This is a genomic window from Robiginitalea sp. (assembly GCF_982776155.1).
Genome location: NZ_CEXZKX010000005.1, coordinates 183,724 through 208,312 on the forward strand (window position 1 = coordinate 183,724; position 24,589 = coordinate 208,312).

A 24,589-nucleotide genomic window follows, 5' to 3' on the forward strand; every position below is an offset into this window, starting at 1 on the left:
GTTAATCGCCTCGCTAATAGGGCCCCGAATTCGTATTTTGCGCGATCAGAAAACTACCTGGATGACCCTTTACCCCATCGAAACCGGGAATTTTAAGCTGGACGGGGGTGCCATGTTCGGCGTGGTGCCCAAATCGCTCTGGTCCCGTACCAACCCGGCGGATGCCAACAACATGATCGAGATGGCCGCCCGGAGCCTGCTGATCGAAGACGGCGACCGGCTGATCCTGATCGATACGGGCATGGGCGACAAGCAATCCGAAAAATTCTTCGGCTACTATTACCTCTGGGGCGACCATTCCCTGGACGCCTCCCTGGCGGCAGCCGGGTTCCACCGGGACGACATCACGGACGTCTTCCTGACCCACCTCCACTTTGACCACTGCGGCGGCAGTATTCGCTGGAATAGGGACCGGACGGGATACGAGCCGGCTTTCAAAAATGCGACCTTCTGGACGAATGAGGACCACTGGAAATGGGCCACCGAGCCCAATGCCCGGGAAAAGGCCTCCTTCCTCAGCGAAAATATTATGCCCATGCAGGAAAGCGGGCAGCTGGCCTTTATCCCGCGGGGGGCGGAGACCTTCCAGGAGGAAAGCCCCCTGGGTTTCGGCATCCTGTTTGTAGACGGGCACACGGACAAGCAGATGATCCCGCACATCCGCTATCAGGGGCAGACCCTGGTCTTTATGGCCGACCTCCTGCCAACAACCGGCCATATCCCCCTGCCGTACGTCATGGGCTTCGATACGCGCCCGCTGCTAACCCTGAAGGAAAAAGCGGCCTTCCTGGACCGGGCCTACCGGGAAAACTACGTGCTTTTCCTGGAGCACGACGCCCACAACGAGTGCTGCACGCTCAGGGAAACCGAAAAAGGCATCCGCCTGGACAAAAGTTTTGACTTCCATGCGCAGTTTTAAAATTTTGGTTTGTCCGGCGCGTAAATACCCCGTTGCCGAAGCAAACGTGCGGGATGTTTTGAAATGCGCCGCCCTGCCGGTGCTCTGCGGCACCCTGTTCCTGCTTGGGGCTTGCGGGACACTGCCCGATAGTAACGACCTGCTGCCGGAGGGGACCTTTACCCCGGGAATTGAAGGACCGGCCACAGACGGGGCGGGCAATGTTTATGCGGTGAACTTTGCAGAAGAAGGCACCATCGGCCAGGTGACGCCGGACGGGCAGGCCCGTCTGTATCTGACGTTGCCGGAGGGAAGCGTCGGAAACGGCATTGCCTTTGGCCCGGACGGGCACATGTATGTAGCGGATTACGTCAGGCATAGGGTCTACCGGGTCCCGGCGGGGGGCGATGCCCCGGAGGTGTGGGCGGAAGACGACCGGATGAACCAACCCAACGACCTGTGCGTCCACCCGGACGGCAGCGTCTATCTGAGCGACCCGAACTGGTCCGACAATACGGGCAACCTCTGGCGCGTGCGCCCGGACCGGACCGTGGAGCTGCTCGAATCCGGGATGGGCACCACCAACGGGATTGCGCTGAGCCCCAACCAGCGCTACCTGTATGTAAACGAATCCGTGCAGCGCGCAATCTGGCGCTACGACATGGACCCGGGCGGCGGTGTCCGCAACAAAACGCTATTCCACAAATTTGAAGATTTTGGCCTGGACGGGATGCGCTGCGACCGGGCGGGCAACCTTTACGTGGCCCGTTACGACAAAGGCACAGTAGTTGTATTGTCTCCGGACGGGGGCGTGTTAAAAGAATATCGGCTTTCGGGTAAGAAGCCAAGTAATCTTACTTTTGCCGGGCCCGACGGCAAAACGGTCTACGTGACCCTGGCAGACCGGGGGTGTTTTGAGGTTTTCGAAGCCCCGCATCCCGGCGCCGCTTTTTCTGAATAAACAAATAAACCAAACATGAAGCAATTGAATGCAATGATCCGTCCGCTGGCCTGGCTGGCACCCGCCATCCTCCTCTGGGGATGCGGAGCCACGCAGCTGGTGAGCACCCCGGTCGAAAACATCGACCACGTGGTACCCAAAGTCACCGAATTGAGCGAGGCCGAGGCCCGATCCTGGTCACATGCCGACCTGGTACGCGATTCGATCCCCGGCATGAGCGTAGACCGGGCATACACTGAAATTTTGGGATCCCTCCGGGGGGAAACTGTCGTGGTAGCCGTACTGGACAGCGGGATTGACCTGGACCACGAAGACCTGGACGGCGTACTCTGGACAAACCGGGACGAGAAACCGGGCAACGGGGTGGACGACGACAACAACGGCTACGTGGACGATGTGCACGGCTACAACTTTTTGGGCGAATCCTACAACGAACAACTCGAGGCGGCCCGCATCCTCCGGCTGAACCTGGGTGATGCCGCCCTGCAGGAGCGCGCCCGCAAAAAGCTCGAGGCCGAATCTGCCGAGGCAGCTGCCAACAAGCAGCGGTACGAACAAATCCTCCAGGCGGTGAAAAATGCCGACGCAGCCGTCAAAGCCCACCTGGGCCGGGACAATTATACCAAAGCCGACGTAGCCGGTATCGACACCCAGGACCCCCAGCTGATGCAGGCCGTAGCCATTCTGGAGCAGATGTACAGCTTTGAGGACAGCATCGACGCGGTCATGGAGCAATTGCAGGAAGGCATCCAGTATTTTACCGAGCGGCTGAACTACCACTTCAACACCTCCTTCAACGGACGGGAAGTGGTGGGCGACGACCCCTATGACATCGACGACCGCAATTACGGCAACGGCAATCCGTCGAACCGGGTGGAAGACGAATCCCACGGCACCCATGTGGCCGGCATTATTGCCGCTGAGCGCAACAACGGCATCGGCGTGGACGGGGTAGCCGACAAGGTTGAAATCATGGCGGTGCGCGCCGTTCCCAACGGGGACGAATACGACAAGGACGTGGCCCTGGCGATCCGCTATGCGGTAGACAACGGGGCCCGGATCATCAATGCGAGTTTCGGAAAGCCATTCTCCCCGAACGCCCAGTGGGTGTATGAGGCCATTAAATACGCCGCAGCCAACGATGTGCTCATTGTACATGCGGCCGGCAACGATTCCCAGGACCTGGACCTCCCGGAAAATGCAAATTACCCCACCGACCAGGAAGGCACTGGGCCGGAAATTGCAGACAATGTCCTGACAGTAGGGTCTTTGGATAGTTCCTACGGCTCGGAGATGGTGTCGTCCTTTTCAAATTACGGCAGGAGCCAGGTGGACGTCTTTGCCCCGGGGGGGAACATATATTCCACCATGCCCGGGAATGCCTATGACTTCCAGGGCGGCACCTCCATGGCCGCGCCGGCCGTCGCCGGGATTGCCGCGGTTATCCGCTCCCGCTTCCCGGACCTTACCGCCTCCCAGGTAAAGAAAATCATCATGCAGTCCGGATTGCCCGTAAAGTCTCAGGTAATCCTGGGCGGCAACCCGGAAAATGCGCGTACGCTTGCAGATGCCTCGCGCTCCGGGCGGATAGCGAATCTGTATAACGCCCTGATCCTGGCCAGCCAGGTTAGCCGGGGCAATGCACAACCTTAAAATTCAATTGAAATATGACACGTCTCTTTTTTCTTATCCTGCTTGCAACCGCCACGGCCTATGGCCAGGGCAACACCGCCTACTGGCAGCAACATGTGGACTACCGGATGGAAGTGGATATGGATGTGGAAACTTACCGCTATACCGGCACGCAAAAACTGGTATACACCAATAATTCGCCCGATACGCTGAACCGGGTATTCTACCACCTGTATTTCAACGCTTTTCAACCCGGCAGCGAAATGGACATGCGCCTGCAGGCCATTGAAGACCCGGACGGGCGGATGACCGAAGACGGCAAAAGCCGGATTGCCGGGTTATCCCCGGATGAAATCGGCTACCTCCACGCCACTTCCCTGACCCAGGACGGCACAGCGCTGAGCTACCAGGAGGAAGGTACCGTCCTGGTGGTGGAGCTCGCTGAGCCCCTGCTTCCCGGAAGTAAAACGACCTTTGACATGGAGTTTGAAGGGCAGGTACCCGTACAGATCCGCCGCTCCGGGCGCAACAACCGCGAAGGGGTGGCCCTGTCCATGAGCCAGTGGTACCCTAAACTCGCCGAATACGATTTTGAGGGCTGGCACGCCGACCCGTACATCGCCCGGGAATTCCACGGGGTATGGGGAGACTTTGACCTGAAGCTGACCATTGACAAGGACTACACCGTGGGCGGAACAGGGTACCTGCAGAACCCCCAGGAAATCGGGCACGGCTACGAGAAACCCGGCACCTCCGTCCGCACCCGGGGCAAGACGCTGACCTGGCATTTCAAAGCGCCCAATGTCCACGATTTCATGTGGGCCGCCGACCCGGATTACCTCCACGATACCCTTCGCCTGGACAACGGGACGCTACTCCACTTCCTGTACAAGGACAACCCGGAAATCCTGGAGAACTGGAAAAATCTGCAGCCCAAAGCTGCGGCAACCATGGAGTTTTTCAACCGGAATATCGGGCCTTACCCCTACGACCAGTACTCCATTATCCAGGGGGGCGACGGGGGCATGGAGTACGCCATGAGCACGCTCATCACCGGGGAGCGCTCCTTCGGGAGCCTGGTGGGTGTAACCGTCCACGAAATGGCGCACTCCTGGTTCCAGCACGTCCTGGCCACCAACGAATCCCGCCACGAGTGGATGGACGAAGGCTTCACCTCGTTTATCTCGGCTCTGTGCATGGATGCGGTTATGGAGCGGCAACGGGAGAACCCCTTCGCCGGGTCCTACAACGGCTACCGCAGCCTGGCCGCCTCGGGGCGGGAGCAACCGCTCACCACCCATGCGGACCGGTACGACTTTAACGGGGGGTACGGTATCTCCGCCTATAGCAAAGGGGCTGTATTCCTGGCCCAGCTCGGATACGTGATCGGGCAGGACAAGCTCATGGAGACCATCCGGCGCTATTACCGGGAATTCCAGTTCAGGCACCCCACGCCGAACGATTTTATCCGGGTGGCCGAAAAGGTCAGCGGGGCGGAGCTCGAGTGGTACCTGAACGATTTTACGCGCACGGCGAATACAATCGATTACGGGGTGAAAAGCGTGGAAGCCGTGGAAGGCGGCACCCGGGTTTCCCTGGAGCGCATCGGCCTGATGCCGATGCCCATCGACTTGCTGGTAGCCCTGAATGACGGGACCCGGAAAACCTATTACCTGCCCCTGAGGATGATGCGGGCCGAAAAGGAGAATCCGTACGCCGGCTTTGAACGGGAAGTAAAAGCGGACTGGCCCTGGGCGCAACCCGTCTACGACCTGGTCCTGGATATCCCGATAGACGAAATTCAGGCCATTGCCATCGACCCGTCCGGCCTCATGGCGGATATCGACCTGGAAAACAACATCTGGCAGCCCGGGCAATAATCGGGTTGCCCGAGTACACTTTCGGACCCGGCTGCCCCCTGATAATTACCGCAGACGACCCGGCCGCTTGAGGCTGAACCAGAAAGTATCCCGGTAATCCGCATTCCGGGCCGTGCGTTCCCGGTTGGTCAGGAGCAGGTGGGAGCGGCCGCGGTGGCGGCTTCGGAATCCCAACAGGTGGAACAGCGGCTTGCTGAAGAAGCGGGCAATGCGCAGGTTAACCAGGAGCGTGTTGCCGTCCGCCCAACGGATCCCCGGCAGGAAGGCCAGCCAGTCCTGGAACCGGAAACGCCGTAACCAGGCCGAAAGCTTCAGGGCCCAGGGCGCTATGCGGCGGATCAGGAAAAACCCCTCTTCCCCCTGCTCCTGATAGAGCGGCATAAACAGGATGCCCTTGCGTTTGAGGAACACCGGTTCGTCCCGGTCGTGGGCCAGCAGCGTGCCGCCCGGCAGGGGCTGGAAGCTCTTCAGGCCGCGTACCATGCGAAATTCCCGGGCGCTTTGCAGGGCATGGCGGTAGTACACCTCGTAAAATGCAGCGTCCCCTTTTGCCGCCTCCCGCAGGTTGGCAAGCCGGCTCCGCGTTTCCCTCCCGCCCGTATCGGATAGCAGCCCGGCAAAGATCAGCGCAAGCCTGACAAAGTCCACAGCGGAGTCTGCGGCCGACGGCTCCTGGTGCTGCCCGGATTCAAAGCCCAGGGAAACATAGCCCAATTCGTTGATATAACTCAATAGCGGCCCGTCCAGGTATTCTTCAATCCCCAGGATTACCGGGACCGGGAAGAGCTGTGCAAACTTCCGGTTGATGACCGCGTCGTTCATGGTCACAAATGGCAGGGTGGGGCTCGAAGTGGTGTGCAAATCGATAAAATAGAACGGGGGCTGCCCTTCCTCCAGGAGTTCCCGGAGCCATGTGAGGATCTCGGCGAGCTGGTGCTCTTCCGTAGACCGCTCGCCCGGGGCGGTGGCACACACCTGCCCGATCCGGGTCCGCGTCCAGATCCGGTTCAGGTCCTGCTCCAGGTAACGCTTGCTCCGCCGGAGGGCGGGGAGGTTGCCACGCACCCCGATAAACCGCCCGGCAGACAGGGGCTCCTTTGCGGATTCCAGCTGGCGGAAAACTTCCTCCAGCGCCAGGATACCGGCCGGCTCGTTGCCGTGGATTCCGCCGAAACAAATCAGCGTAGCCCCGGGCTCCGGCCCGCGAATATCGCCGATGATCCGGATCCCGGTATCCCTGATTTCGCGAGGTGCGTCAGATTCAGTCTTCGTTATCAATGTCTGTTGAAGTAAGCAGGCCTATCAGTTCCCGACCCGAGACGACGGGAAGACAATGGATCCCGTAGGAGGCCATCAGTTCCCGGGCCGATCGAATGGATTTATCCGGGCCTGTGGTTATCAATTCCGTTTTCATCAGGTCGGCAATCCGCATATCGTATATTTCGGGACTATCCGCCAGTTCCCCGACATCCTTCCAACTGAGCAGGCCAATCAATTCCTGCTTTCCGTCCAATACAGGAAGGTGGTGGAACCCGTTCCATTTCATCAGGTGCACCACCAGGGCTGCGCTGTCGTTTTCATGGGCCGTGATGATCCGGGTACTCATCAGGTCGCGAACACTCGCGGAACGGCGGCCGCTGAACACCTCGTTGCAGGTATACTTTTTCCAGGTGGCTACCGGATACCCCTTGAGTGAACGGTTGTACAGGCTGGCGGTCAGTACGCGAAGCGCATCGGGCTGGCGAAGCTCTTTCCGGAGTTCCCGGTAGGTTCTTATCTTCCATTCGGCTCCCGATTGACTCCGAATCCGATTCTCGATCAGTTTTAAGTATTTGGTGATGTCCGCACCGGCCACCTGCATCCGGGAAAGCCCCCGATAGGCAATGGGCAGGAAGAAATCCAGCAGGAGTTCCCGGGCCGGGACATCTTTTCCCTGCCAGCGGAACTGGGCGGACATACCGTAGCGGGCGGCATGGAAAAAGTTCTTTTTGGCGTCCCGGAAATCCATTTTCTTGCGGATGTCGTCGAACTCGGAGGGGCGTCCCGTCATGATCCCCGTCCAGAAAGCCAGGTTGGCGATCTCATCGGCCGTTGTAGGTCCGGAAGGCAGGTAGCGGTTTTCGATCCGCAGGTGCGGTTTCTTTCCGCCCCGGCCATAACAGAGGCGGTTCCAGGGGTAAACCGTACCATTGTACAGGCTCAGTGCGGTCAGGGCGGGGGCCTGGCCGCGGTTTACCTGTTCCAGGCTGTCCGACGCCTCAAAATCCGTTGATATCAGGCTGCGGTATCGCGCCACGGACCGCTTAAAAAAATCTGCGGCACTGCCGGTCTCCCATTCGGATCCGAAGCCTACCCGCGGCTCGCGCTCATTGAGCCGGAAGGTACTCCTGCGGGTGTCCACGCTCTGCGAAAAAAGGGCAATCCGGGTTTCCTCCCAGAGTTCGCGTCCCATCAGCAAGGGCGAATTGGCACATACCGACAGGACGGGGCCGGCGATGGCCTGGGCCCAGTTATAGGCGCTTGAGAAATCCTCCGGGTCTATCTGGAGGTGGCTCTGGAAGCTCGTGTTGCACCCTTCATACATGATGGAGTCGTGGTGCAGATTCACCTCGTCCACCCCTTTGATATGCATTTCCAGGTCGGAATCCCGGACGTGCTTCACGGCTTCATTCAGGATGCGGTAGCGGTTGAGCGGGGCCATATATGCCTGGCTTAGGTGGCGGGTACTGATGGTGGGCAGGACCCCGGTGAGGATAATTTTGTCGCCGTGCCTGGCCGCCGCTTCTTGAGCGCGGCCGAGCAGGTCCCTGAGCTGGTTGTGCATGTCCGAGAGGCAGGTTCCCTGCAACCGCCTCGGGTCCAGATTGATCTCCAGGTTATACCGGGTCAGTTCGGGCGTAAAATGCGGCTCGTTCAGGTCGCTGAGGATCTTGGGGGCGTTCATGGAGGGCTCCCAATCCGCATTTACCAGGCAAAATTCCTGTTCCGCGCCGATGTGCATTTCGTTCCGCTCAAAAAAGCCGTCTTCGAGCATCACCTCCAGGGCCGCGATATCTGTTAGCAATTGCCGGTAGTATTGCGCCCTTTCCAGGGAGGTGTCCAGGGTCTTTACAGCTAAATTTCCCATAGAAGGTAGTTTCTAGATAAAAGGTGATTTCGTGCAGGGGGGGATCCCCGGTTTATATCCGGCAAGTTAGGGCCTGGGGGGCCTGGAATATATGATATTTGTCATCCGGGCTGCCGGGGGATTTATTCCTATTTTTGGACATGGTTTCTTTTCGATTCCCCAAACGGGAAAAACTGGCGCACCGGAAATTGTGGGAGGAGGTTTTCCGCAAGGGTCGCACGGTTAAAGCCTACCCGCTTCTGTTGTACTACCTGGAAACACCCCTCCCGGAGCCCGTGCCGTTCCAGGCCGGATTTGCCGTGCCCAAGCGCTCCTTCCGGAAGGCCGTGCAACGCAACCGGATCAAACGGTTGATGCGCGAGGCCTTCCGCCTGGAAAAGCCCGGGACTTTTAACAATACAAAGGGAAGCTTTGCGTTCGTTATTTTATACATTGGAAGGGAAATGCCCGATTTTGAGGGGGTTTCAAAAGCCACGAACATCCTGCTAAAAAAATTCGATTCCCATGAAGCAGTTACTGAAGACTAAGGTTGTTGTCCCGGTCCTGGCCATTGGCCTGTTCCTGACGACTACGGCCTTTAAAAGCGATTTTTTTGAGATCGCCAAGCAAATCGAAATATTCACCACCCTGTTCAAGGAACTCAACATGAACTACGTGGACGAGACGAACCCTGCAGAACTCATGGATTCGGCCATTAAGAACATGCTCGAAGAGCTGGATCCCTACACGGTCTTCCTCAACGAACAGGACGTGGAGGCCTACAAAATCAACAATGCCGGGGAATACTCCGGCATCGGGGCCCTGGTGCGGTCCTACGAAGACCGCCTGGTGATCGTGGAGCCTTACAAAGGGTATCCGGCAGACCGGGCCGGCCTGAAAGCGGGGGACGAGATTGTCACCATCGGCGATATCTCCGTTGCGGATTTCAAGGACGACGCGGCCGAGCTGCTGAAAGGGGCCAACAATTCGTCTGTTTCCGTGAGCTTTCTGCGGCAGGGGAAACTGCAGTCCACAACCGTGGAGCGGAGCGCCATTGAGGTGGACGCCGTGCCCTTTTACCGGATGGCGGATGATAAAACAGGTTACATCGTGCTCTCCCGCTTCAACTCCAAGGCATCCTCCCAAACCGAGGAAGCGTTGCTGGACCTCAAGGAACAGGGAGCCGAACGGATTATCCTGGACTTGCGCGGCAACCCCGGCGGCTTGCTTTCCGAGGCGATCAACGTGACCAACCTGTTTGTGCCAAAAGGCGAATTGATCGTCACCACGAAATCCAAAGTTGCCAAATTCAACCAGGAATACGAGACCCGGAAGCGGCCAGTGGATACGGAAATCCCGCTGGCCATCCTCGTGGACGGCCAAAGTGCCTCGGCAAGTGAAATCGTATCCGGCGGGCTGCAGGACCTGGACCGGGCAGTGATTATCGGGGCGCGGAGTTTTGGAAAGGGACTCGTACAGCGGCCACTGAAACTCACCTACGGCACGCAATTGAAGGTAACCATCAGCAGGTATTACACCCCTTCGGGACGATGCATCCAGGCACTGGACTACTGGAACCGGGACGAATCGGGGAACGCCGTGCGGAATACGGAATTCCAGGAATTCAAAACGCGGAACGGCCGGAAGGTGACCGACGGGGGCGGGGTCCAGCCGGACATCCCCATCGATGAGCTGAAATCCAACGAACTCATCCGGGCCCTGGTCCAGAACCACGTCATTTTTGATTTCGCCACCAAATACTACTACGATCACACCCTGGACAACCCCGCAGAATTTGAACTGACCCCTGCAGTCTACCAGGAGTTTACGGACCACGTTACCGGCAGCAGTTTTTCGTTTGAAACGCGGACGGAGAAGGCCCTTGAAAAGGCCCTGACCGACCGGGAGGAAGTCATTTTCACGGAAACCATCGAAAACGACTTTAAAACGCTCCTGGCGGACATCGAGAAAAGCAAGCTCCGGGCCCTGGACACCTATTCGGACGAAATCACCCGGCAGCTGGAGGACGAAATCATCAAGCGTTATCTCTACCGGGAAGGGCTCTACGAATATTATCTGGAGAAAGACGCGGCCATCCTGACCGCCCGGGAAGTCCTGGGGCAGCCCCGGCGATACAGCGAAATCCTGCAGGGGCCGTGAACCGGTTGCTTGGGATACTCCTTATATGTATTCCGGGATTCATCGTCTCCGGGCAATCTGTTGCGGAGAGCCAGGATGCGGGGGTAACCCTTGTTGTCCTGGGCACGGTGCAGGACGGGGGTTCCCCGCACATCGGATGCGCTCGCTCATGCTGCGCCCCCTTGCAAAAAACGCCGGACCCGGGCCGCATGGTCGTCTCCCTGGGGATTTCCGATGCGCGCAGCGGCAAACGCTACCTCTTTGAGGCTACCCCGGATATCAGCCGGCAACTCCACGATTTGGGCCGCGTGGGCAGGGCGGAGCCCGATGCGGTCCCCGACGGAATTTTCCTGACCCATGCGCATATCGGACACTACACGGGCCTGATGTTCCTGGGGAAAGAGGCCCTTGGAGCCCGGCAGGTACCTGTATTTGCCATGCCTCGAATGCGCTCCTTCCTGGAGGAAAATGGGCCGTGGAGCCAGTTGGTGGCCTCGGGAAACATCCGTCTGGAGCCGCTGCGCGCAGGAGCGGTCGTCACCCTCGGGGAATCCCTGGAGGTGACCCCGCTGCAAGTCCCCCACCGGGATGAATATTCGGAGACCGTGGGCTTCCTGATCCGCGGTCCCCGGCAAAAAGTCCTTTTTATTCCGGATATCGACAAATGGGAGCGCTGGGAGACCCCTATTGAACGGCTGCTTTCCGAAGTAGACGTCGCATTTGTGGACGCTACCTTTTACGACGCTGCTGAAATCGGTTATCGGGATATTTCACAAATCCCCCATCCGTTTGTGTCCGAAAGCCGTAGGCGCTGGGACAACCTTCCCGCCGCGATGAGACGCAAAGTGCATTTTATCCACCTGAACCACACGAACCCGCTCCTGGACCCGGATAGTGCCGCAAGCCAATCCACCCGCGCGGCCGGATACCGCATAGCGCGCCGGGGCCAAAAATTCCGGCTGTAATGGCTTCCGTATCCCTGCATGAGGCCCTGGCCTCCCAGCTTGGAAAGCGCATCCTGTCGGTGACCCCGGTACGGGGTGGGGATATCGCCTCGGCTTACCGCGTGAAAACCCCGGGGGAAATGTTCTTCGCAAAAACCATGGAAGGGGAAAGCGGGTTGCAACAAATGCGGGCCGAGGCGGAGGGCCTTAGCGCCCTTTCCCGGACAGGCACGATCCGGGTTCCGGTAATAGCCTGCGTTTTCCCGCTGGTAACGGGGGGTTGCCTGGTCCTGGAATTCATCGAATCCCGGCCCGGGACCCCGGGGGAATACCGGGCCTTCGGAATCCAACTGGCCGAACTGCACAGCGAGCCGCAGGAGCACTTTGGCTGGCCTGGCGACAATTTCATCGGCAGCCTGCCCCAAAGCAATACACCCGGGCCGGACTGGGCGGATTTTTACGCCACCCGCCGGCTGGCGCCTCAATACGAGCGGGCCGTTTCCAGCGGGCTGCTGGCGCCGTCGGAAATCCCAAAGCCGGCTGCCGTGGCGCGCTGGCTGCGGACATCCGCCGGGGAGGTACAGCCCGCCCTCCTGCACGGCGACCTGTGGGGCGGCAACCACCTGATTGACCGAGCGGGCAGGGCTGTGCTCATAGATCCTGCTGTTTACGCCGGGCACAGCGAAGTGGACCTGGCGATGAGCCGGCTCTTCGGCGGGTACCCCCCTGATTTTTACCAAGGATACCACAGCGTGCTGCCCCCGGCCGAAGGGGAATCCCGCCGAAGGGCCATATACCAGCTCTACTTCCTGCTGGTCCACCTGAACCTGTTCGGGTCCTCATACGCTGGCGGTGTCCGGGAAATTGGGCGCGATCTTTTCGGGACAGGGCACTAGCCGGGCAGGATAAATCGTCATCAGCGGTAATTCCTTAATTTTAGTTCCTTTAATTTTAATTATTATGATACGGAGCTATTGCCCACGGTATCCCCGGTTGAAAACCCATAGCCTGCACCTGCGGGCCATCCTCTGCACGGTTTGGATAGCCGCCCTGTTCAGCGGCTGCGGGGAAGAACCGGATACATCGTTCACCCATGCGGCCGATTTTACCACCTGGAAGGACTACCTGGGCGATCCCGGAAGAAGCCATTTCAGTACGCTCAGCCAGTTTAACAGGGAAAACGTCCGCGACCTGGAAGTTGCATGGGAATACCGGGCGCCGGACAGCGGGCAGATGCAGATGAATCCTTTGGTGGTGGACACCGTAATCTACGGGGTAACGGCCGCCCTGCGCGCCTTTGCCCTGGACGCCCGTACGGGGGAGGAACTCTGGGTTTTCGGGGATACCCTGAACGCCTGGCATTCCACGAGCCGGGGGGTCAGCTACTGGGAGCGGGGGGATGACAAGCGCATCCTCTATACCGTGGGCTCGGACCTGTATGCGCTGGACGCCCGTACGGGAACCCCTGTTGAAGGTTTTGGCTCCGGTGGAAAAATCGACCTGCGCTCCGGGTTGCCGGCTTCGGCAGCGGATAAATTCGTGATCTCCAATACGCCCGGAACGGTATTTAAAGACCTGATCATCATGCCCCTCCGGATCTCGGAAGGGCCGGGGGGCGCGCCCGGGGATATCATCGCCTTTAACGCCATCACCGGGGAGGTGGCCTGGGTTTTCCACACCATTCCCCTGCCCGGGGAATTCGGAGCGGACACCTGGGAAGACCCGAACATACGGGAAAGCCCGGTGGTGGGCGCGGCCAACAACTGGGCGGGTATGGCGCTGGATGCCCGGAACGAAATCCTGTACGTCCCCACCGGGTCTGCAGCCCCGGATTTTTATGGCGGAGACCGACGGGGTGCCGGCCTTTTTGCCAATACGCTCCTGGCCCTGGATGCCAACACGGGGGAGCGGCTCTGGCACTTCCAGTTTACGCATCACGACATCTGGGACCGCGACCCGCCCGCCCCGCCGAACCTGCTGACCGTCATGCGGGACGGAACCCCCGTCCCCGCAGTAGCCCAGGTTACCAAACAGGGCTATGTATACCTGTTCCACCGAATCACGGGGGAACCCCTGTTCGACATCGAGGAAGTGCCCGTCCCGGCTTCCACCCTGCAGGGCGAAGTCGCCTGGCCCACCCAGCCCATCCCGGTAAAACCAGCACCCTATGCCCGACAGGCCCGCTACCTCACCGAAGCGGACATCAGCCCCTATGCCCCGGACCGGGACTCCCTGCTGGCGCTGTTTAACAAATCCGACAAGCGGCTGTATGCGCCGCCTTCCACGGACCCGGTTTTCCTGCTGCCCGGCTACGATGGGGCCGCCGAATGGGGCGGGGCCGCGGCAGATCCGGAAAAGGGCATCCTGTATGTGAATTCCAATGAGATGGCCTGGATCCTCTCGATGAGCGAGACGCAGGTCCCGGACGAGGACCTGCCGGCCGGGCAACGCATCTATCTGACGTATTGCGCCCTTTGCCACCAGCCGGACCGCAAGGGGGTGGCTGCCAGCGGATACCCGTCCCTGATCGGGGTGGGTTCAATGTATACCCCTGAAACATTTAAAACGCTTATTTCCAAAGGCAAAGGCATGATGCCCGGTTTTCCCCAGCTCACGGAAGCCGAACAGGACGCGCTGGCCGCCTACCTGCTGGAACTGGACGCGGCGGAATACAACACGGGTGCGGCAGGAGACCACAAGGCCGCGCCGGGAGACAAACAGGAGGTCGTGGCAGGGGAGCCCGGGGAGGAAGGCAGGCCCCTTCCCTACCAACACGACGGATACCATAAATTTCTGGATGCCAACGGGCTGCCCGGCATTGCCCCTCCCTGGGGAACGCTGCACGCCATCGACCTGAACACCGGGGAATACCTCTGGCAGGTTACCCTGGGGGATACGGAATTGCTGAAAGCCCGCGGGGAACGCCCGACGGGGACCGAAAATTACGGCGGGCCGGTAGTCACCGAAAACGGCCTGTTGTTTATCGGGGCCACCAAGGACGGTTTTTTCCGCGCCTTTGACCGGGATACCGGCCAGCTGCTCTGGGAATACCGGTTGCCGGCAGCTGCATTTGCCACCCCGGCAATTTACGAAGCAGGCGGCCGGCAATACATCGCCCTGGCCTGCGGGGGCGAAAAACTCGGGACGCCTCCGGGAAATTCCATCATTGCTTTCTCGCTGAAAACCGAATAAAACAAACGGACATGAAAAATCCAACGCACATGAACGACCCGATCCGCATCGTAGTAGTGGGTTGCGGCAATATGGGTACCAGCCATGCACGGGCCTACCACGCCATGGAGGGCTTTGAAATTACGGGTTTGGTAAGCCGATCCCCGGAAAGCCGGGAAAAACTGTCTGCAGAACTCGGCGGCTACCCCACCTTTGCAAGCCTGGGAGAGGCGCTGTCCGACACCCCGGCGGATGCCGTATCTGTCAACACCTATCCGGATACGCATGCAGCAATTGTCCGGGAGGCCCTGGATGCGGGTTGCCATGTTTTTGTGGAGAAACCCCTGGCACTTACCGTGGAGGAAGCCCGGGAACTTGTGGACCTCGCCCATAAAAACCGGTTAAAGCTGGTGGTTGGATATATCCTGCGGGTACATCCGGCCTGGTCGCAGTTTGTGGAAATTGCCCGAACGCTTGGAAAACCGCTGGTGATGCGCATGAACCTCAACCAACAGAGTTCCGGGGCCACCTGGTATACGCACAGGCAACTGATGCAATCCATGTCCCCGATTGTGGATTGCGGGGTACATTACGTGGATATCATGTGCCTGATGACGGGGTCCCGCCCCGTAAGCGTCAGCGCCATTGGCGCCCGCCTGAGCGACGAAATAGACCCGGAGATGTATAACTACGGCCAGTTGCAGGTGCGCTTTGAGGACGGGTCTGTTGGCTGGTACGAAGCCGGCTGGGGGCCCATGGTTAGCGAAACCGCATTTTTTATAAAGGACGTCATGGGGCCAAAGGGGTCGGTTTCCATCCAGGACACCGCGGCGGGCGGTTCGGACGACGTGGAGGGCCACACCCAAACCGGGAGCCTCAGGCTGCACCACAGCGCCACGGGCCCTGACGGCGAATTCCTCAGGGAGGACGAAATCATCAGTACTGCAGACGAACCGGACCACGACGGTCTTTGCCGGCTGGAGCAGGAATTTTTCCTGGATGCGATCCGCAACGACGCCGACCTGGGGGACCACCTCCGGGATGCGGTGAACAGCCTGCGGATCGTTCTGGCGGCCGACGCTTCCTATAAATCCGGAAAAACGGTTGCAATCGATTGATTTCCGATCGCTAAAACCTTATGATTATGTTAATTAGCCTCCGGAATTTGGCAGTTACAAAAATTCGTCTATTTTACTAGTTATGATCAAAGTAGAAAAGAAAGAAAATCAGGAAATTCTGGAGAAGTCCATCCAGCATTTGGAGGCAAGAGGATTCAACAACATCAAAGCGGATATGGAGGGGTTTGAATCCCCGAAATCCTATATCAAAAAAAGCACCGGAAACCCGGTCACGCCGGATATAACGGCCACCAAAAACGGCAGGAAATACCTCTTTGATATCAGCCTGAAGTCGGAAAAGCCCACCATGCTGAAATCCAAATGGGTCTTCCTCGATACGCTGAGCCGGATGAAGTCGAACCGGTTCCGGATTATCACCTTCCGCGGACATTACAAATTTACCGATACGCTCCTGCAGGAGTTGAACCTCGGGAACAAACAACCCATCAAGGTTACGTGAAAGGCGTGGTAGCCGGTTAACCGGATTCAGCCCGCCATAACATTTTGATGTGGGGAATGCCGTCTTCCAGGTATTCGTCCCCGGAAATCTCAAAACCGAAATCCGCATAGAACTGCCTTAGGTAGACCTGGGCGGAAATGGCTACTTCATTGCATTCCAATATATCCACAACGGCCTCCAGGGAGGCCTTCATTATTTCACGGCCATACCCCCGGCCGCGGCAGGCTTCCGCAACGGCAACCCGGCCGATACTGGCCCGGTCCATGTAGTCGCCCGGGGCAAAGATCCGCGTATAGGCTGCCAGCATATCGCCCTCATAGCCCAACAAATGGTAAGCCGGTTGGTCCTTCCCGTCCGGATCCAGGTAGATACATTCCTGTTCAACCACAAAGATTTCCGACCGCAGTTTCAATACATCGTAGAGTTGCCGGGTGCTCATCTCCTCAAAGCGAAAGAGTTTTATATCCATATCAGTGCTGGGCGATAATTTGCTTGCTGTCGCATTTGCCGAATTCCGGCTGGATGCTCAGGTGGTTGATCCCGTAATCCCGGAGCATGTTTTTTTCGATTTCAGACAGGATGACCTCGAATTCCGACAGGAGGATGTCGCTGTGAAAGTCGATGTGTGCCTCCAGGTGGATGGAGTCCTCGTTGAGCTGCCACAAGTGGACGTGATGCACGTTTTTCACCGCATCCAGGGCGCTGATACTCCCTACGATTTCCTGCACCCGGATATGGTCCGGGCTAAACAGCATCAACACCCGCGTGGCAGAACGGAGCAGGTCGTACCCCATATAGATCAGGTAGAGCGCAATGGCGATTGTCAGGGCCGGGTCGATCCAGAACCAATTGAAATAATACATCAATATGCCCCCGGTAAGGACAGCTACCGAAGCCATCATATCCGTGAGCAGGTGCAGGTAGGCGGATCGCATGTTCATGTTTTTCCCGGAATCCTTCCGGATGAGCAGCACGCTGAACCCGTTGGCCAGGATGCCGAGGAGGGAAAGCCAGATAACGATGCCCGAATCGATGGATTGGGGTTCGAGGAATCGCTCTACAGCTTCAATAATCAGAAAAACTGCGATTACGATCAGGGAAGCCGAGTTTACAAAGGCGGCGATAATCTCCGCCCGCTTATAACCAAAAGTCTTGCTGGTTGAAGGTTCCCGCCGGGTGAGTACATTGGCGATATAGCTGATGACCAGGGAGAGTACGTCACTCAGGTTGTGCAGGGCATCCGATAGCAGGGAAAGGCTGCCGGAAAGGAAACCTCCCACAGCCTGGGCAATCGTAATCAGGATATTGAGGACGATGGATATCAACAGGTTGCGACCGCCTGTGGTGGGATGATGGTGGTGGTGATGGTGGGAGTGTCCCATGGATCCTCAATTCAGCTGGCACTTACGCACAAACCTCCTGGTTCAGTAACAGGGTATTTTTTCGATTCGCCTCTGGTGGCGGCCGCCTTCAAAAGGCGTATCCAGGAAAGTTCGCACCATCTCAAGCGCCTGGGGAATGGCCAGGAACCGCGCCGGCAGGCCCAGTATATTCGCATTGTTGTGTTCCCGAGCCAGGGAAACGATTTCCTTGTTCCAGCAGAGGGCCGCCCGGATCTCCTGGTGCTTGTTGGCAGTCATACAGGCACCGTTCCCGCTGCCGCATACCACAATCCCCAGGTCTGCCTCCCCGGAAGCGACATCCGTGGCAACCGGATGGATAAAATCCGCATAATCCACTCCGTCCGTACCGTCGGTGCCGTGGTTGATTACTTCGATATCCATGGATTTTAGCAAACCCACAATGGCCAGCTTGTACTCGGTACCCGCATGGTCGTTTCCAATGGCTATTTTCATTTCATTCTATTTAAACCGTTAGATACAGTTTTTTTGCGTTACCAATATTCAAAAATTCGAGATATTTTCCCGTCCCTAAATTCAAAAAGAGTCATTTCTGGTTCTCCCTCTTTGATTTCACCATCTATAATTTCTACAAAACACTTTTGTGTCACAACAGCGTTAAGTCCTGTGATTTTATTCAGTATTTTAATATCTGTAACTTTTCCATCATAACCTCCATTTCTTTGATTCCTTACATATCCGTTGTATAAATCTTCTCTGGTGTATGTTCCACCATATTTTGGATGAACGTATGTAAAGTCCTCTGTAAAAAGTTCAAAGGTTTTGTCGATATCATCGATTGTGGAATTTGCTTGAAATATTTTGAGGTTTAAATCATAATATTTCTGAACAATTGTTTCTAATGAGTCTTTATGGGCTTTTGTGGCATGCTGTGAAACAACTTGATTGATTGCCGAAAGCATTAAGAAAACAAAGACTAATGACTTCAAACTTGATTTAATATTCAATCCTGGTAGTTTTAAATTGTATCTATCGTTTTGTGTATGAGTAGTAGCAGATTCCTACTCACAAACCATTCGGTTTTACACGGAGTCTTACCTAATCCCTACATTTTCGTTGATCACTGCAGTCGCTATTTCTTTTACACCCCTGTAAAGTTACAAAACCAAGCCGGCTTGGAGCCGAACCCGGGTAATTAACAGCTGCTTTTTACAATAATTTCAACTGCTTTATCCTGAGCGAAGTACTGTGCTGCCATATTGTTGAAAACCCGGGGCACAATTTGTGACAACCCAATTTTGTTATCCTGCATAAAAATTGCATTGGACTTAAAATCTCGGATATTCAAGGGGTAACTGTCATTTTTTGTCATGGATTATCCGCTGCGATCGATGCCCTAATCAACACACATCCGCTGTTTATTTATCCAAAAATTCCTGTTAACAGCACTTATTAAACAACGTTGATAACCTGTATAACCCATTGATTCTACCCATTTCTGCTTCATATATCCTGTCGATAAGTTCTTAGCATTGAATCTCACAAGGAAAACGATGTTTTTTTATCCCCTGAATTAACAGCCTATCATATCTATTATCATCTTTTTATAAAATCAAATTAATAATAGAATATGTTGTTTAAATTGTTAATTGACCGAATCGCTTAATAGACAGGGTTCCGGGGCCTTCCTCGGAATATTATTCGTAATTTGCGGCGAAATTTAAAATGTACATGTCGAAAAGAAAGAAGCGGGCAAAGAATCACCTTATCAACGAAATTACCAAAGGAATCTTCAGTGTATTAGAGTCCGACCCTAAAAAGAACTTCAACTACAAACAAATAGCCGGTAAACTGCAGATCGGCGATACCGAAGGCAGAAACCTTCTCATCAAGCGCCTGGGCCAGCTGGCCCAGAAAAATCGGATTAAAGAAGTATCCCCGGGAAAATACCAGGCCATCCATAAGGTGGAGGTGCTGACCGGGCAGATCGATATCAATTCTCAGGGGAACGGATACGTGGTGATCCCGGAATTGGAGAAAGATGTATTTATCACCTCCCCGAACCTGGGTAGGGCCTTCCACAAGGACACCGTAGAGGTACAGTTGTTCCAAAAGAAAAAGGGAAGCAAGCCGGAAGGTAAAGTGGTCCGGGTAGTGGAGCGCCGTAAAAATGCATTTGTGGGCATTGTGGACCAGTCCAAATCTTTTGCTTTTGTCCGGCCTACGGACTCCCGGATGTATACCGATATTTTTGTCTCCCTGGACGACCTGAACGGTGCCAAAGACAAGGAAAAAGTACTGGTGGAAATCAAGAGTTGGCCGGAGGATGCGGATTCCCCCTATGGAAAAGTAACCCAGGTTTTAGGGGTGCCCGGCGAACACAACACGGAGATCCATGCAATCCTCGCCGAATACGGGTTGCCGTATGAATTTCCCGCCGAGGTGGAGCACTACGCCAATTCCCTGGATACCCGGATCCATCCCAATGAGGTTTCAAAACGTCGGGATATGCGGGACACCCTGACGTTTACCATCGACCCGAAGGATGCCAAGGACTTTGACGATGCGCTGTCGTTCCGGGAACTCGACGGGGGCGATTACGAAATCGGGATCCACATTGCAGACGTTTCACATTATCTGAACGAGGATTCCATCCTGGAGGAAGAGGCCTATAACCGGGCAACTTCGGTGTACCTGGTAGACCGCGTGGTGCCCATGTTGCCGGAGATTCTTTCCAACAACGCCTGTTCGTTGCGGCCGCACGAAGACAAATACACGTTTTCTGCTGTTTTTATCATGGACGACCAGGCCCGGTTAAAAGACCAGTGGTTCGGTCGGACGGTGACCCACTCAAACGAGCGTTTTGCCTATGAGGAAGCCCAGCACGTGATTGAGACGGGACGGGGTTCCATCCCCGCCGATATTTCCATCCGGGGCAAGGCCTACCAGATTTCCGGGGAAATCGTCAACGCCATCTACACCATGGACCAGTTGGCAAGGAAAATGCGGAAGCTGCGGATGCAGCACGGGGCGATTTCCTTTGACAAGGTGGAGGTGAAGTTTAATCTGGATGAGGAAAACAACCCGGTAGGGGTATTTTTCAAGGAAAGCAAGGACGCCAACAAACTCATTGAGGAATTCATGCTCCTGGCCAACCGGAAAGTGGCTGAATTCATCGGGAAGCAGCAGCCTAAAAAGACCTTTGTATACCGCGTACACGACGAACCCGATGAGGACAAACTCATTGCCCTGAACGGGATTGTCAAACGCTTTGGCCACCAGCTGAATTTCAAGAACAAGAAAAATCTGAACCATTCGCTCAACCAGCTGCTCGAGGATGTGAAGGGCCGGAAGGAGCAGAACCTGGTGGACACCCTGGCCATCCGCAGCATGAGCAAAGCTTCCTATACCACGGACAATATCGGGCATTACGGGCTGGCATTTGATTATTACACGCATTTTACCTCCCCGATCCGGCGATATCCCGATGTAATGGTCCACCGGCTGTTGCACCAGTATCTGAACGGGGCCAAATCGGCCCCCGAGACCCTGTATGAGGATAAGTGCAAGCACTCCTCTGAAATGGAAGCCCTGGCGGCCCAGGCGGAGCGGGATTCCATCAAGTACATGCAGATCAAATTCATGCAGGACCACCAGGACCAGGAGTTTACCGGGGTGATTTCCGGGGTGACCGAATGGGGGATCTATGTGGAAATCATCGAAAATAAGTGCGAAGGGATGGTGCGGATCCGGGATATAAAAGATGATTATTATACCTTTGATGAAAAGCAGTACGCCCTCGTTGGCGAACGCAGGGGCAAGGTATACCAGTTGGGCGATGAGGTCCGGGTGATGGTTAAAAACTCCGACCTGATCAAACGCCACCTGGATTTTTCCCTGATCGGGAAGGCCTGAACCCGGAAACCAAGTTGTACCAAAGTACCCCAGGATGCGTCAATGTAAATTTCTGTTTCTCTGGATTGGTTTGGCAGGGCTGACGGCTGCGGGGCTCCGCGCGCAGGATGCCCAGGTGACCCACGATACCGGGCCTTTCCGGGAAATCAAAGTATTTGACGGCATTTCCCTCAACCTGATCCGCAGCGACAGGAACCAGGCCGTGGTGCGGGGTGAAAATACCCGGCAGGTGGCTGTTGTGAACAACGACGGAATCCTGAAAGTCCGGATGGAGATCACCAAGATTTTTAGCGGATATCGCACTTTTGTAGACCTGTATTACACGGATCCCCTGTTAATTATCGATGTAAACGAGGATGCCCGCATCGAATCCAGGGACGTGATCCGGCAGGATGTCCTGGAGGTTAAAGCCCAGGAAGGAGGGGAAATTGTCCTGGAGGCGGAAGTAACCCAGTTTCTGGTCAAGGCTGTAACCGGCGGCATTATTACGGCCTCGGGGAAATCGAAGAACCAGGATGTTCAGATCAATACGGGCGGCATCTATCAGGGCAGGGACTTCGCTACCGGATTTTGTACCGTTAACGTCAATGCGGGTTCCACAGCGGAAATCCACGCCTCGGATTACGTAAAGGCCACCGTGAAGGCGGGGGGCAAGGTGTTCGTTTACGGCGACCCGGACAAAATGGAAGAAAAAACAGTTTTTGGCGGAACGATAAAACGCATGTAGCAGGTGATTTGGGATGACATTAGCGCGGCACTACCCCTGGGCTTCTTTTTGAGCTTCATGATCGGCCCCGTGTTCTTTGTCCTTCTTGAAACCAGTGCTACAAAAGGCTTCCGCGCAGCCCTGGCCCTGGACCTCGGCGTGGTGCTGGCGGACATCCTCTTCCTGGTTATCGCCTATTTCAGCAGCTTCCAACTCCTGGAAAACCTCAGCAACCAACCCGGCCTCTATGTGTTTGGCGGGGTGATCCTGCTGGTGTACGGGCTTACAACGGTTTTCCGGTCCGATTTCAAGGAAAAAAAACCGCATATCGTAACCCGGTCCTCGGATTACTTCGGCCTGTTCGTCAAAGGATTTCTGCTGAATTTTATCAATATCGGCGTACTCGTATTCTGGCTGGGCGTGATCATTATCGTGGGCCCAAGCCTGGACAACCAGCCCAACCGCATCCTCACTTTTTTCTCGGCCATGCTGGCCGCCTACCTGGTCACGGATATATTCAAGATCCTTCTGGCCAAGCAATTGCGCAAAAAACTCACCCGGGAGCGGATCTTTTGGGTAAAAAAAGCCCTGGGCATCATCCTGATTATCTGCGGGGTGGTGTTGATTGTCAAGGGGTTCCTGCCCAAGGACCAGTTATCCATCGAACAGGGAATCGACCTGATACGGGAATAGGTGAAGGAATAAAAAAACCCCGGATTTTCCGGGGTTTCTTTTTCAGAGGCATCGAGCGGATTCGAACCGCTGTACAAGCTTTTGCAGAGCTGTGCCTAGCCACTCGGCCACGATGCCCTCAGGGGGGCAAAGTTAATACATTCCCCGCATCCAAAAAACTCAGCCTCTTTTTTTGTGCAGGCAGACAGTCACTTGCTGGACATCCCCGCCGATGGGCGGGTTGATCTTGGAAACGGCAATTTCCGCTTCTACGACCTCCCCGAGCTCCTCCAGGACGCGGTCCAGGATACGCCCGGCTACGGTTTCGATGAGCTTGGTGCGTTTGGCCATCTCCTCCCGGATGATGGTCTGCAGGTGGACGTAATCCACGGTGTCCGACAACCGGTCGGAAGCGGCGGCCCGGGACAGGTCGGCAGTTACCTCGAGGTCCACGCGATAATCCGATCCGATCATCTCCTCTTCCTTCAGGCACCCGTGGAAACCGTAGAGCCTGACATTTTCCAGTCGTATTTTACCCAGCATGCAATTTGTTTACCGCAAAATTAGGAAAAAATGCGCCGGCGCCGGATGCAGCTATGGAGTCCGGCCACCAGTAATGGGGCCCAGTGAGAAGTAAAGGGATGCAGAAGGGGCTTTTAGTAGGTACAGCGGCAGTTGCTGAGGCCCTGGAACAGGTCCATCCCGACGGTGATTACGTGCGTCCCGTAGCTGTAGGCCAGGATGTCGTTCAGGATCACCTGCACGGAATAGCCAAAGTAAAAATTGTTCTTTTTCAGACCAATAAAGGGGGCGATGTACAGCGGTTTCCCGATCTGGTCGTTCAGGAAGCGGTAGTTGATGCCCCCGTAGTAGTAATCTTCAAAATCGTACAGGCGGACCTTGACGTTCAGGTCGGTTTCGGACCGGCCGTCGCTTTCAAAGATCTTGTAGAGGGCCGAGGGCTCTATTTCCACCCGGCTGTTTTTGTTCTTGGAATACCGGAATCCCGTGTATACGTAGTAGTTCCGAAGGTGGTTCGGCTCAAAGATCGGGTTAAAGCTCGTCAGGTCCTTATCGAGCAGGTTGGAGGCGTTCAGGGCCACGTAGAACTTGTTGATCCGGTACATGATCCCCACGTCGAAGTTGTGGTTGCTCGTGGAGCGGTCGTCCGTGACATTCGGGTCGTTGGTGGGCACCCCCGGGGAATCGCGGAACTCCTCGATATTGATGCGGAACTGGTTAAAATTATACGATATCCCGAAGGAGAGGAATTCGTCCTCATACCGGTCGAGCGTCAGGTGGTGGGCAAACGAGAGCCGGGCCCCCTGCTGGCGCGTATATCCGTTTTTATCGTTGTAGAGAAAGATCCCGAGGCCGGATTTGTTGCCGATCCGCGCATCGGCAGCCAGGGACTGGGTCTGTGGGGCATCCTTGATCCCCACCCACTGGCTGAGGCCGTTCAGGCGGATCTTCACGTGGTCGCCGATCCCCGCATAGGTGGGGGCCAGAACAAAGGGGTTGTCTGCCAGGTACTGGGACAACTGGGGCGAATTCAATTCCTGCGCGCGAACCCCAAGGTTTCCCAGCAGCAACATCCATAATATTATTCTCCAGCGCATCGTGTTG

General features: G+C 56.2%; 22 protein-coding genes and 1 tRNA gene. 14 read left to right on the top strand and 9 right to left on the bottom strand.

Annotation, left to right across the window (positions count from 1 at the left end; translation table 11 throughout):
* The first annotated feature begins 61 nt into the window (after positions 1 to 61).
* Genes AC3DKS_RS10400 through AC3DKS_RS10415 form a run of 4 tightly spaced genes read left to right on the top strand, consistent with a single transcriptional unit; the run spans position 62 to position 5,371 of the window.
* On the top strand, positions 62 to 919 hold the full coding sequence (locus tag AC3DKS_RS10400; protein ID WP_272606955.1) for an MBL fold metallo-hydrolase: 858 nt from the start codon (positions 62 to 64) through the stop codon (positions 917 to 919).
* Positions 906 to 1,859, top strand: coding sequence for an SMP-30/gluconolactonase/LRE family protein (locus AC3DKS_RS10405; protein WP_272606954.1), 954 nt, complete (start codon positions 906 to 908; stop codon positions 1,857 to 1,859). The genes AC3DKS_RS10400 and AC3DKS_RS10405 overlap by 14 nt, the downstream gene beginning before the upstream one ends.
* 15 nt (positions 1,860 to 1,874) lie before the next feature.
* The gene (locus tag AC3DKS_RS10410; protein WP_015753380.1) at positions 1,875 to 3,512 is read left to right on the top strand and encodes a S8 family peptidase; all 1,638 of its coding nucleotides are present in this window, start codon (positions 1,875 to 1,877) and stop codon (positions 3,510 to 3,512) included.
* 14 nt (positions 3,513 to 3,526) lie between these two features.
* The gene (locus AC3DKS_RS10415) at positions 3,527 to 5,371 is read left to right on the top strand and encodes a M1 family metallopeptidase (protein ID WP_272606953.1); all 1,845 of its coding nucleotides are present in this window, start codon (positions 3,527 to 3,529) and stop codon (positions 5,369 to 5,371) included.
* Between the two features lie 45 nt (positions 5,372 to 5,416).
* Here the strand turns inward: AC3DKS_RS10415 and AC3DKS_RS10420 are convergent, their stop codons facing one another.
* On the bottom strand, positions 5,417 to 6,649 hold the full coding sequence (locus AC3DKS_RS10420) for a succinylglutamate desuccinylase/aspartoacylase family protein (protein WP_272606952.1): 1,233 nt from the start codon (positions 6,647 to 6,649) through the stop codon (positions 5,417 to 5,419).
* The gene (locus tag AC3DKS_RS10425; protein WP_272606951.1) at positions 6,633 to 8,498 is read right to left on the bottom strand and encodes a CBS domain-containing protein; all 1,866 of its coding nucleotides are present in this window, start codon (positions 8,496 to 8,498) and stop codon (positions 6,633 to 6,635) included. Before AC3DKS_RS10425 ends, AC3DKS_RS10420 begins: the two co-directional genes overlap by 17 nt.
* A gap of 140 nt (positions 8,499 to 8,638) precedes the next feature.
* Between AC3DKS_RS10425 and rnpA the strand changes: the two genes are divergently transcribed.
* The 7 genes from rnpA (at position 8,639) to AC3DKS_RS10460 (ending at position 16,309) form a co-directional block, all read left to right on the top strand.
* The gene (rnpA, locus tag AC3DKS_RS10430) at positions 8,639 to 9,025 is read left to right on the top strand and encodes a ribonuclease P protein component (protein ID WP_015753376.1); all 387 of its coding nucleotides are present in this window, start codon (positions 8,639 to 8,641) and stop codon (positions 9,023 to 9,025) included.
* Positions 9,003 to 10,637, top strand: a complete 1,635-nt coding sequence (locus tag AC3DKS_RS10435; RefSeq protein WP_272606950.1) for a S41 family peptidase — start codon at positions 9,003 to 9,005, stop codon at positions 10,635 to 10,637. The genes rnpA and AC3DKS_RS10435 overlap by 23 nt, the downstream gene beginning before the upstream one ends.
* Positions 10,634 to 11,581 (top strand): MBL fold metallo-hydrolase, encoded by a 948-nt coding sequence (locus AC3DKS_RS10440; protein ID WP_272606949.1) that lies wholly within the window; start codon positions 10,634 to 10,636, stop codon positions 11,579 to 11,581. Before AC3DKS_RS10435 ends, AC3DKS_RS10440 begins: the two co-directional genes overlap by 4 nt.
* Positions 11,581 to 12,456, top strand: a complete 876-nt coding sequence (locus AC3DKS_RS10445) for a fructosamine kinase family protein (protein ID WP_272606948.1) — start codon at positions 11,581 to 11,583, stop codon at positions 12,454 to 12,456. The genes AC3DKS_RS10440 and AC3DKS_RS10445 overlap by 1 nt, the downstream gene beginning before the upstream one ends.
* A gap of 64 nt (positions 12,457 to 12,520) precedes the next feature.
* A complete protein-coding gene (locus tag AC3DKS_RS10450) occupies positions 12,521 to 14,752 on the top strand; it encodes an outer membrane protein assembly factor BamB family protein (RefSeq protein WP_272606947.1) in 2,232 nt (743 codons plus the stop codon).
* Between the two features lie 11 nt (positions 14,753 to 14,763).
* Positions 14,764 to 15,849, top strand: a complete 1,086-nt coding sequence (locus tag AC3DKS_RS10455; RefSeq protein WP_272606946.1) for a Gfo/Idh/MocA family protein — start codon at positions 14,764 to 14,766, stop codon at positions 15,847 to 15,849.
* Positions 15,850 to 15,931: 82 nt separating this feature from the next.
* Positions 15,932 to 16,309, top strand: a complete 378-nt coding sequence (locus AC3DKS_RS10460; protein ID WP_015753370.1) for a hypothetical protein — start codon at positions 15,932 to 15,934, stop codon at positions 16,307 to 16,309.
* A gap of 16 nt (positions 16,310 to 16,325) precedes the next feature.
* Here AC3DKS_RS10460 and AC3DKS_RS10465 read toward each other — a convergent pair whose 3' ends face one another.
* The 4 genes from AC3DKS_RS10465 to AC3DKS_RS10480 are packed head-to-tail and all read right to left on the bottom strand — an operon-like array spanning position 16,326 to position 18,659.
* Positions 16,326 to 16,778, bottom strand: a complete 453-nt coding sequence (locus AC3DKS_RS10465; RefSeq protein WP_272606945.1) for a GNAT family N-acetyltransferase — start codon at positions 16,776 to 16,778, stop codon at positions 16,326 to 16,328.
* 1 nt (position 16,779) lies between these two features.
* Positions 16,780 to 17,691, bottom strand: coding sequence for a cation diffusion facilitator family transporter (locus tag AC3DKS_RS10470; protein ID WP_272606943.1), 912 nt, complete (start codon positions 17,689 to 17,691; stop codon positions 16,780 to 16,782).
* Between the two features lie 42 nt (positions 17,692 to 17,733).
* Positions 17,734 to 18,165, bottom strand: a complete 432-nt coding sequence (locus AC3DKS_RS10475) for an RpiB/LacA/LacB family sugar-phosphate isomerase (protein WP_015753367.1) — start codon at positions 18,163 to 18,165, stop codon at positions 17,734 to 17,736.
* A gap of 38 nt (positions 18,166 to 18,203) precedes the next feature.
* Positions 18,204 to 18,659: a nuclear transport factor 2 family protein gene (locus AC3DKS_RS10480; RefSeq protein ID WP_015753366.1), complete on the bottom strand. Its 456-nt coding sequence runs from the start codon at positions 18,657 to 18,659 to the stop codon at positions 18,204 to 18,206.
* Positions 18,660 to 19,401: 742 nt separating this feature from the next.
* On the opposite strand from AC3DKS_RS10480, the gene rnr reads away from it, so the two are divergent.
* The 3 genes from rnr to AC3DKS_RS10495 are packed head-to-tail and all read left to right on the top strand — an operon-like array spanning position 19,402 to position 22,984.
* Positions 19,402 to 21,585 carry a ribonuclease R gene (gene rnr / locus AC3DKS_RS10485; RefSeq protein WP_272606942.1) on the top strand — a complete coding sequence of 728 codons (2,184 nt, stop codon included), beginning with the start codon at positions 19,402 to 19,404 and terminating at the stop codon, positions 21,583 to 21,585.
* A gap of 34 nt (positions 21,586 to 21,619) precedes the next feature.
* On the top strand, positions 21,620 to 22,312 hold the full coding sequence (locus tag AC3DKS_RS10490; protein ID WP_049764830.1) for a head GIN domain-containing protein: 693 nt from the start codon (positions 21,620 to 21,622) through the stop codon (positions 22,310 to 22,312).
* A gap of 6 nt (positions 22,313 to 22,318) precedes the next feature.
* Positions 22,319 to 22,984 carry a LysE family translocator gene (locus AC3DKS_RS10495; RefSeq protein WP_041327461.1) on the top strand — a complete coding sequence of 222 codons (666 nt, stop codon included), beginning with the start codon at positions 22,319 to 22,321 and terminating at the stop codon, positions 22,982 to 22,984.
* Between the two features lie 46 nt (positions 22,985 to 23,030).
* On the opposite strand, the gene AC3DKS_RS10500 is transcribed toward AC3DKS_RS10495, so the two are convergent.
* The 3 genes from AC3DKS_RS10500 to AC3DKS_RS10510 form a co-directional block, all read right to left on the bottom strand.
* Positions 23,031 to 23,101, bottom strand: a tRNA-Cys gene (locus tag AC3DKS_RS10500).
* 42 nt (positions 23,102 to 23,143) lie between these two features.
* Positions 23,144 to 23,503 (bottom strand): dihydroneopterin aldolase, encoded by a 360-nt coding sequence (gene folB, locus AC3DKS_RS10505; protein WP_041327459.1) that lies wholly within the window; start codon positions 23,501 to 23,503, stop codon positions 23,144 to 23,146.
* 116 nt (positions 23,504 to 23,619) lie between these two features.
* Positions 23,620 to 24,582 carry a PorP/SprF family type IX secretion system membrane protein gene (locus AC3DKS_RS10510; protein ID WP_041326945.1) on the bottom strand — a complete coding sequence of 321 codons (963 nt, stop codon included), beginning with the start codon at positions 24,580 to 24,582 and terminating at the stop codon, positions 23,620 to 23,622.
* Between the last annotated feature and the right edge of the window lie 7 nt (positions 24,583 to 24,589).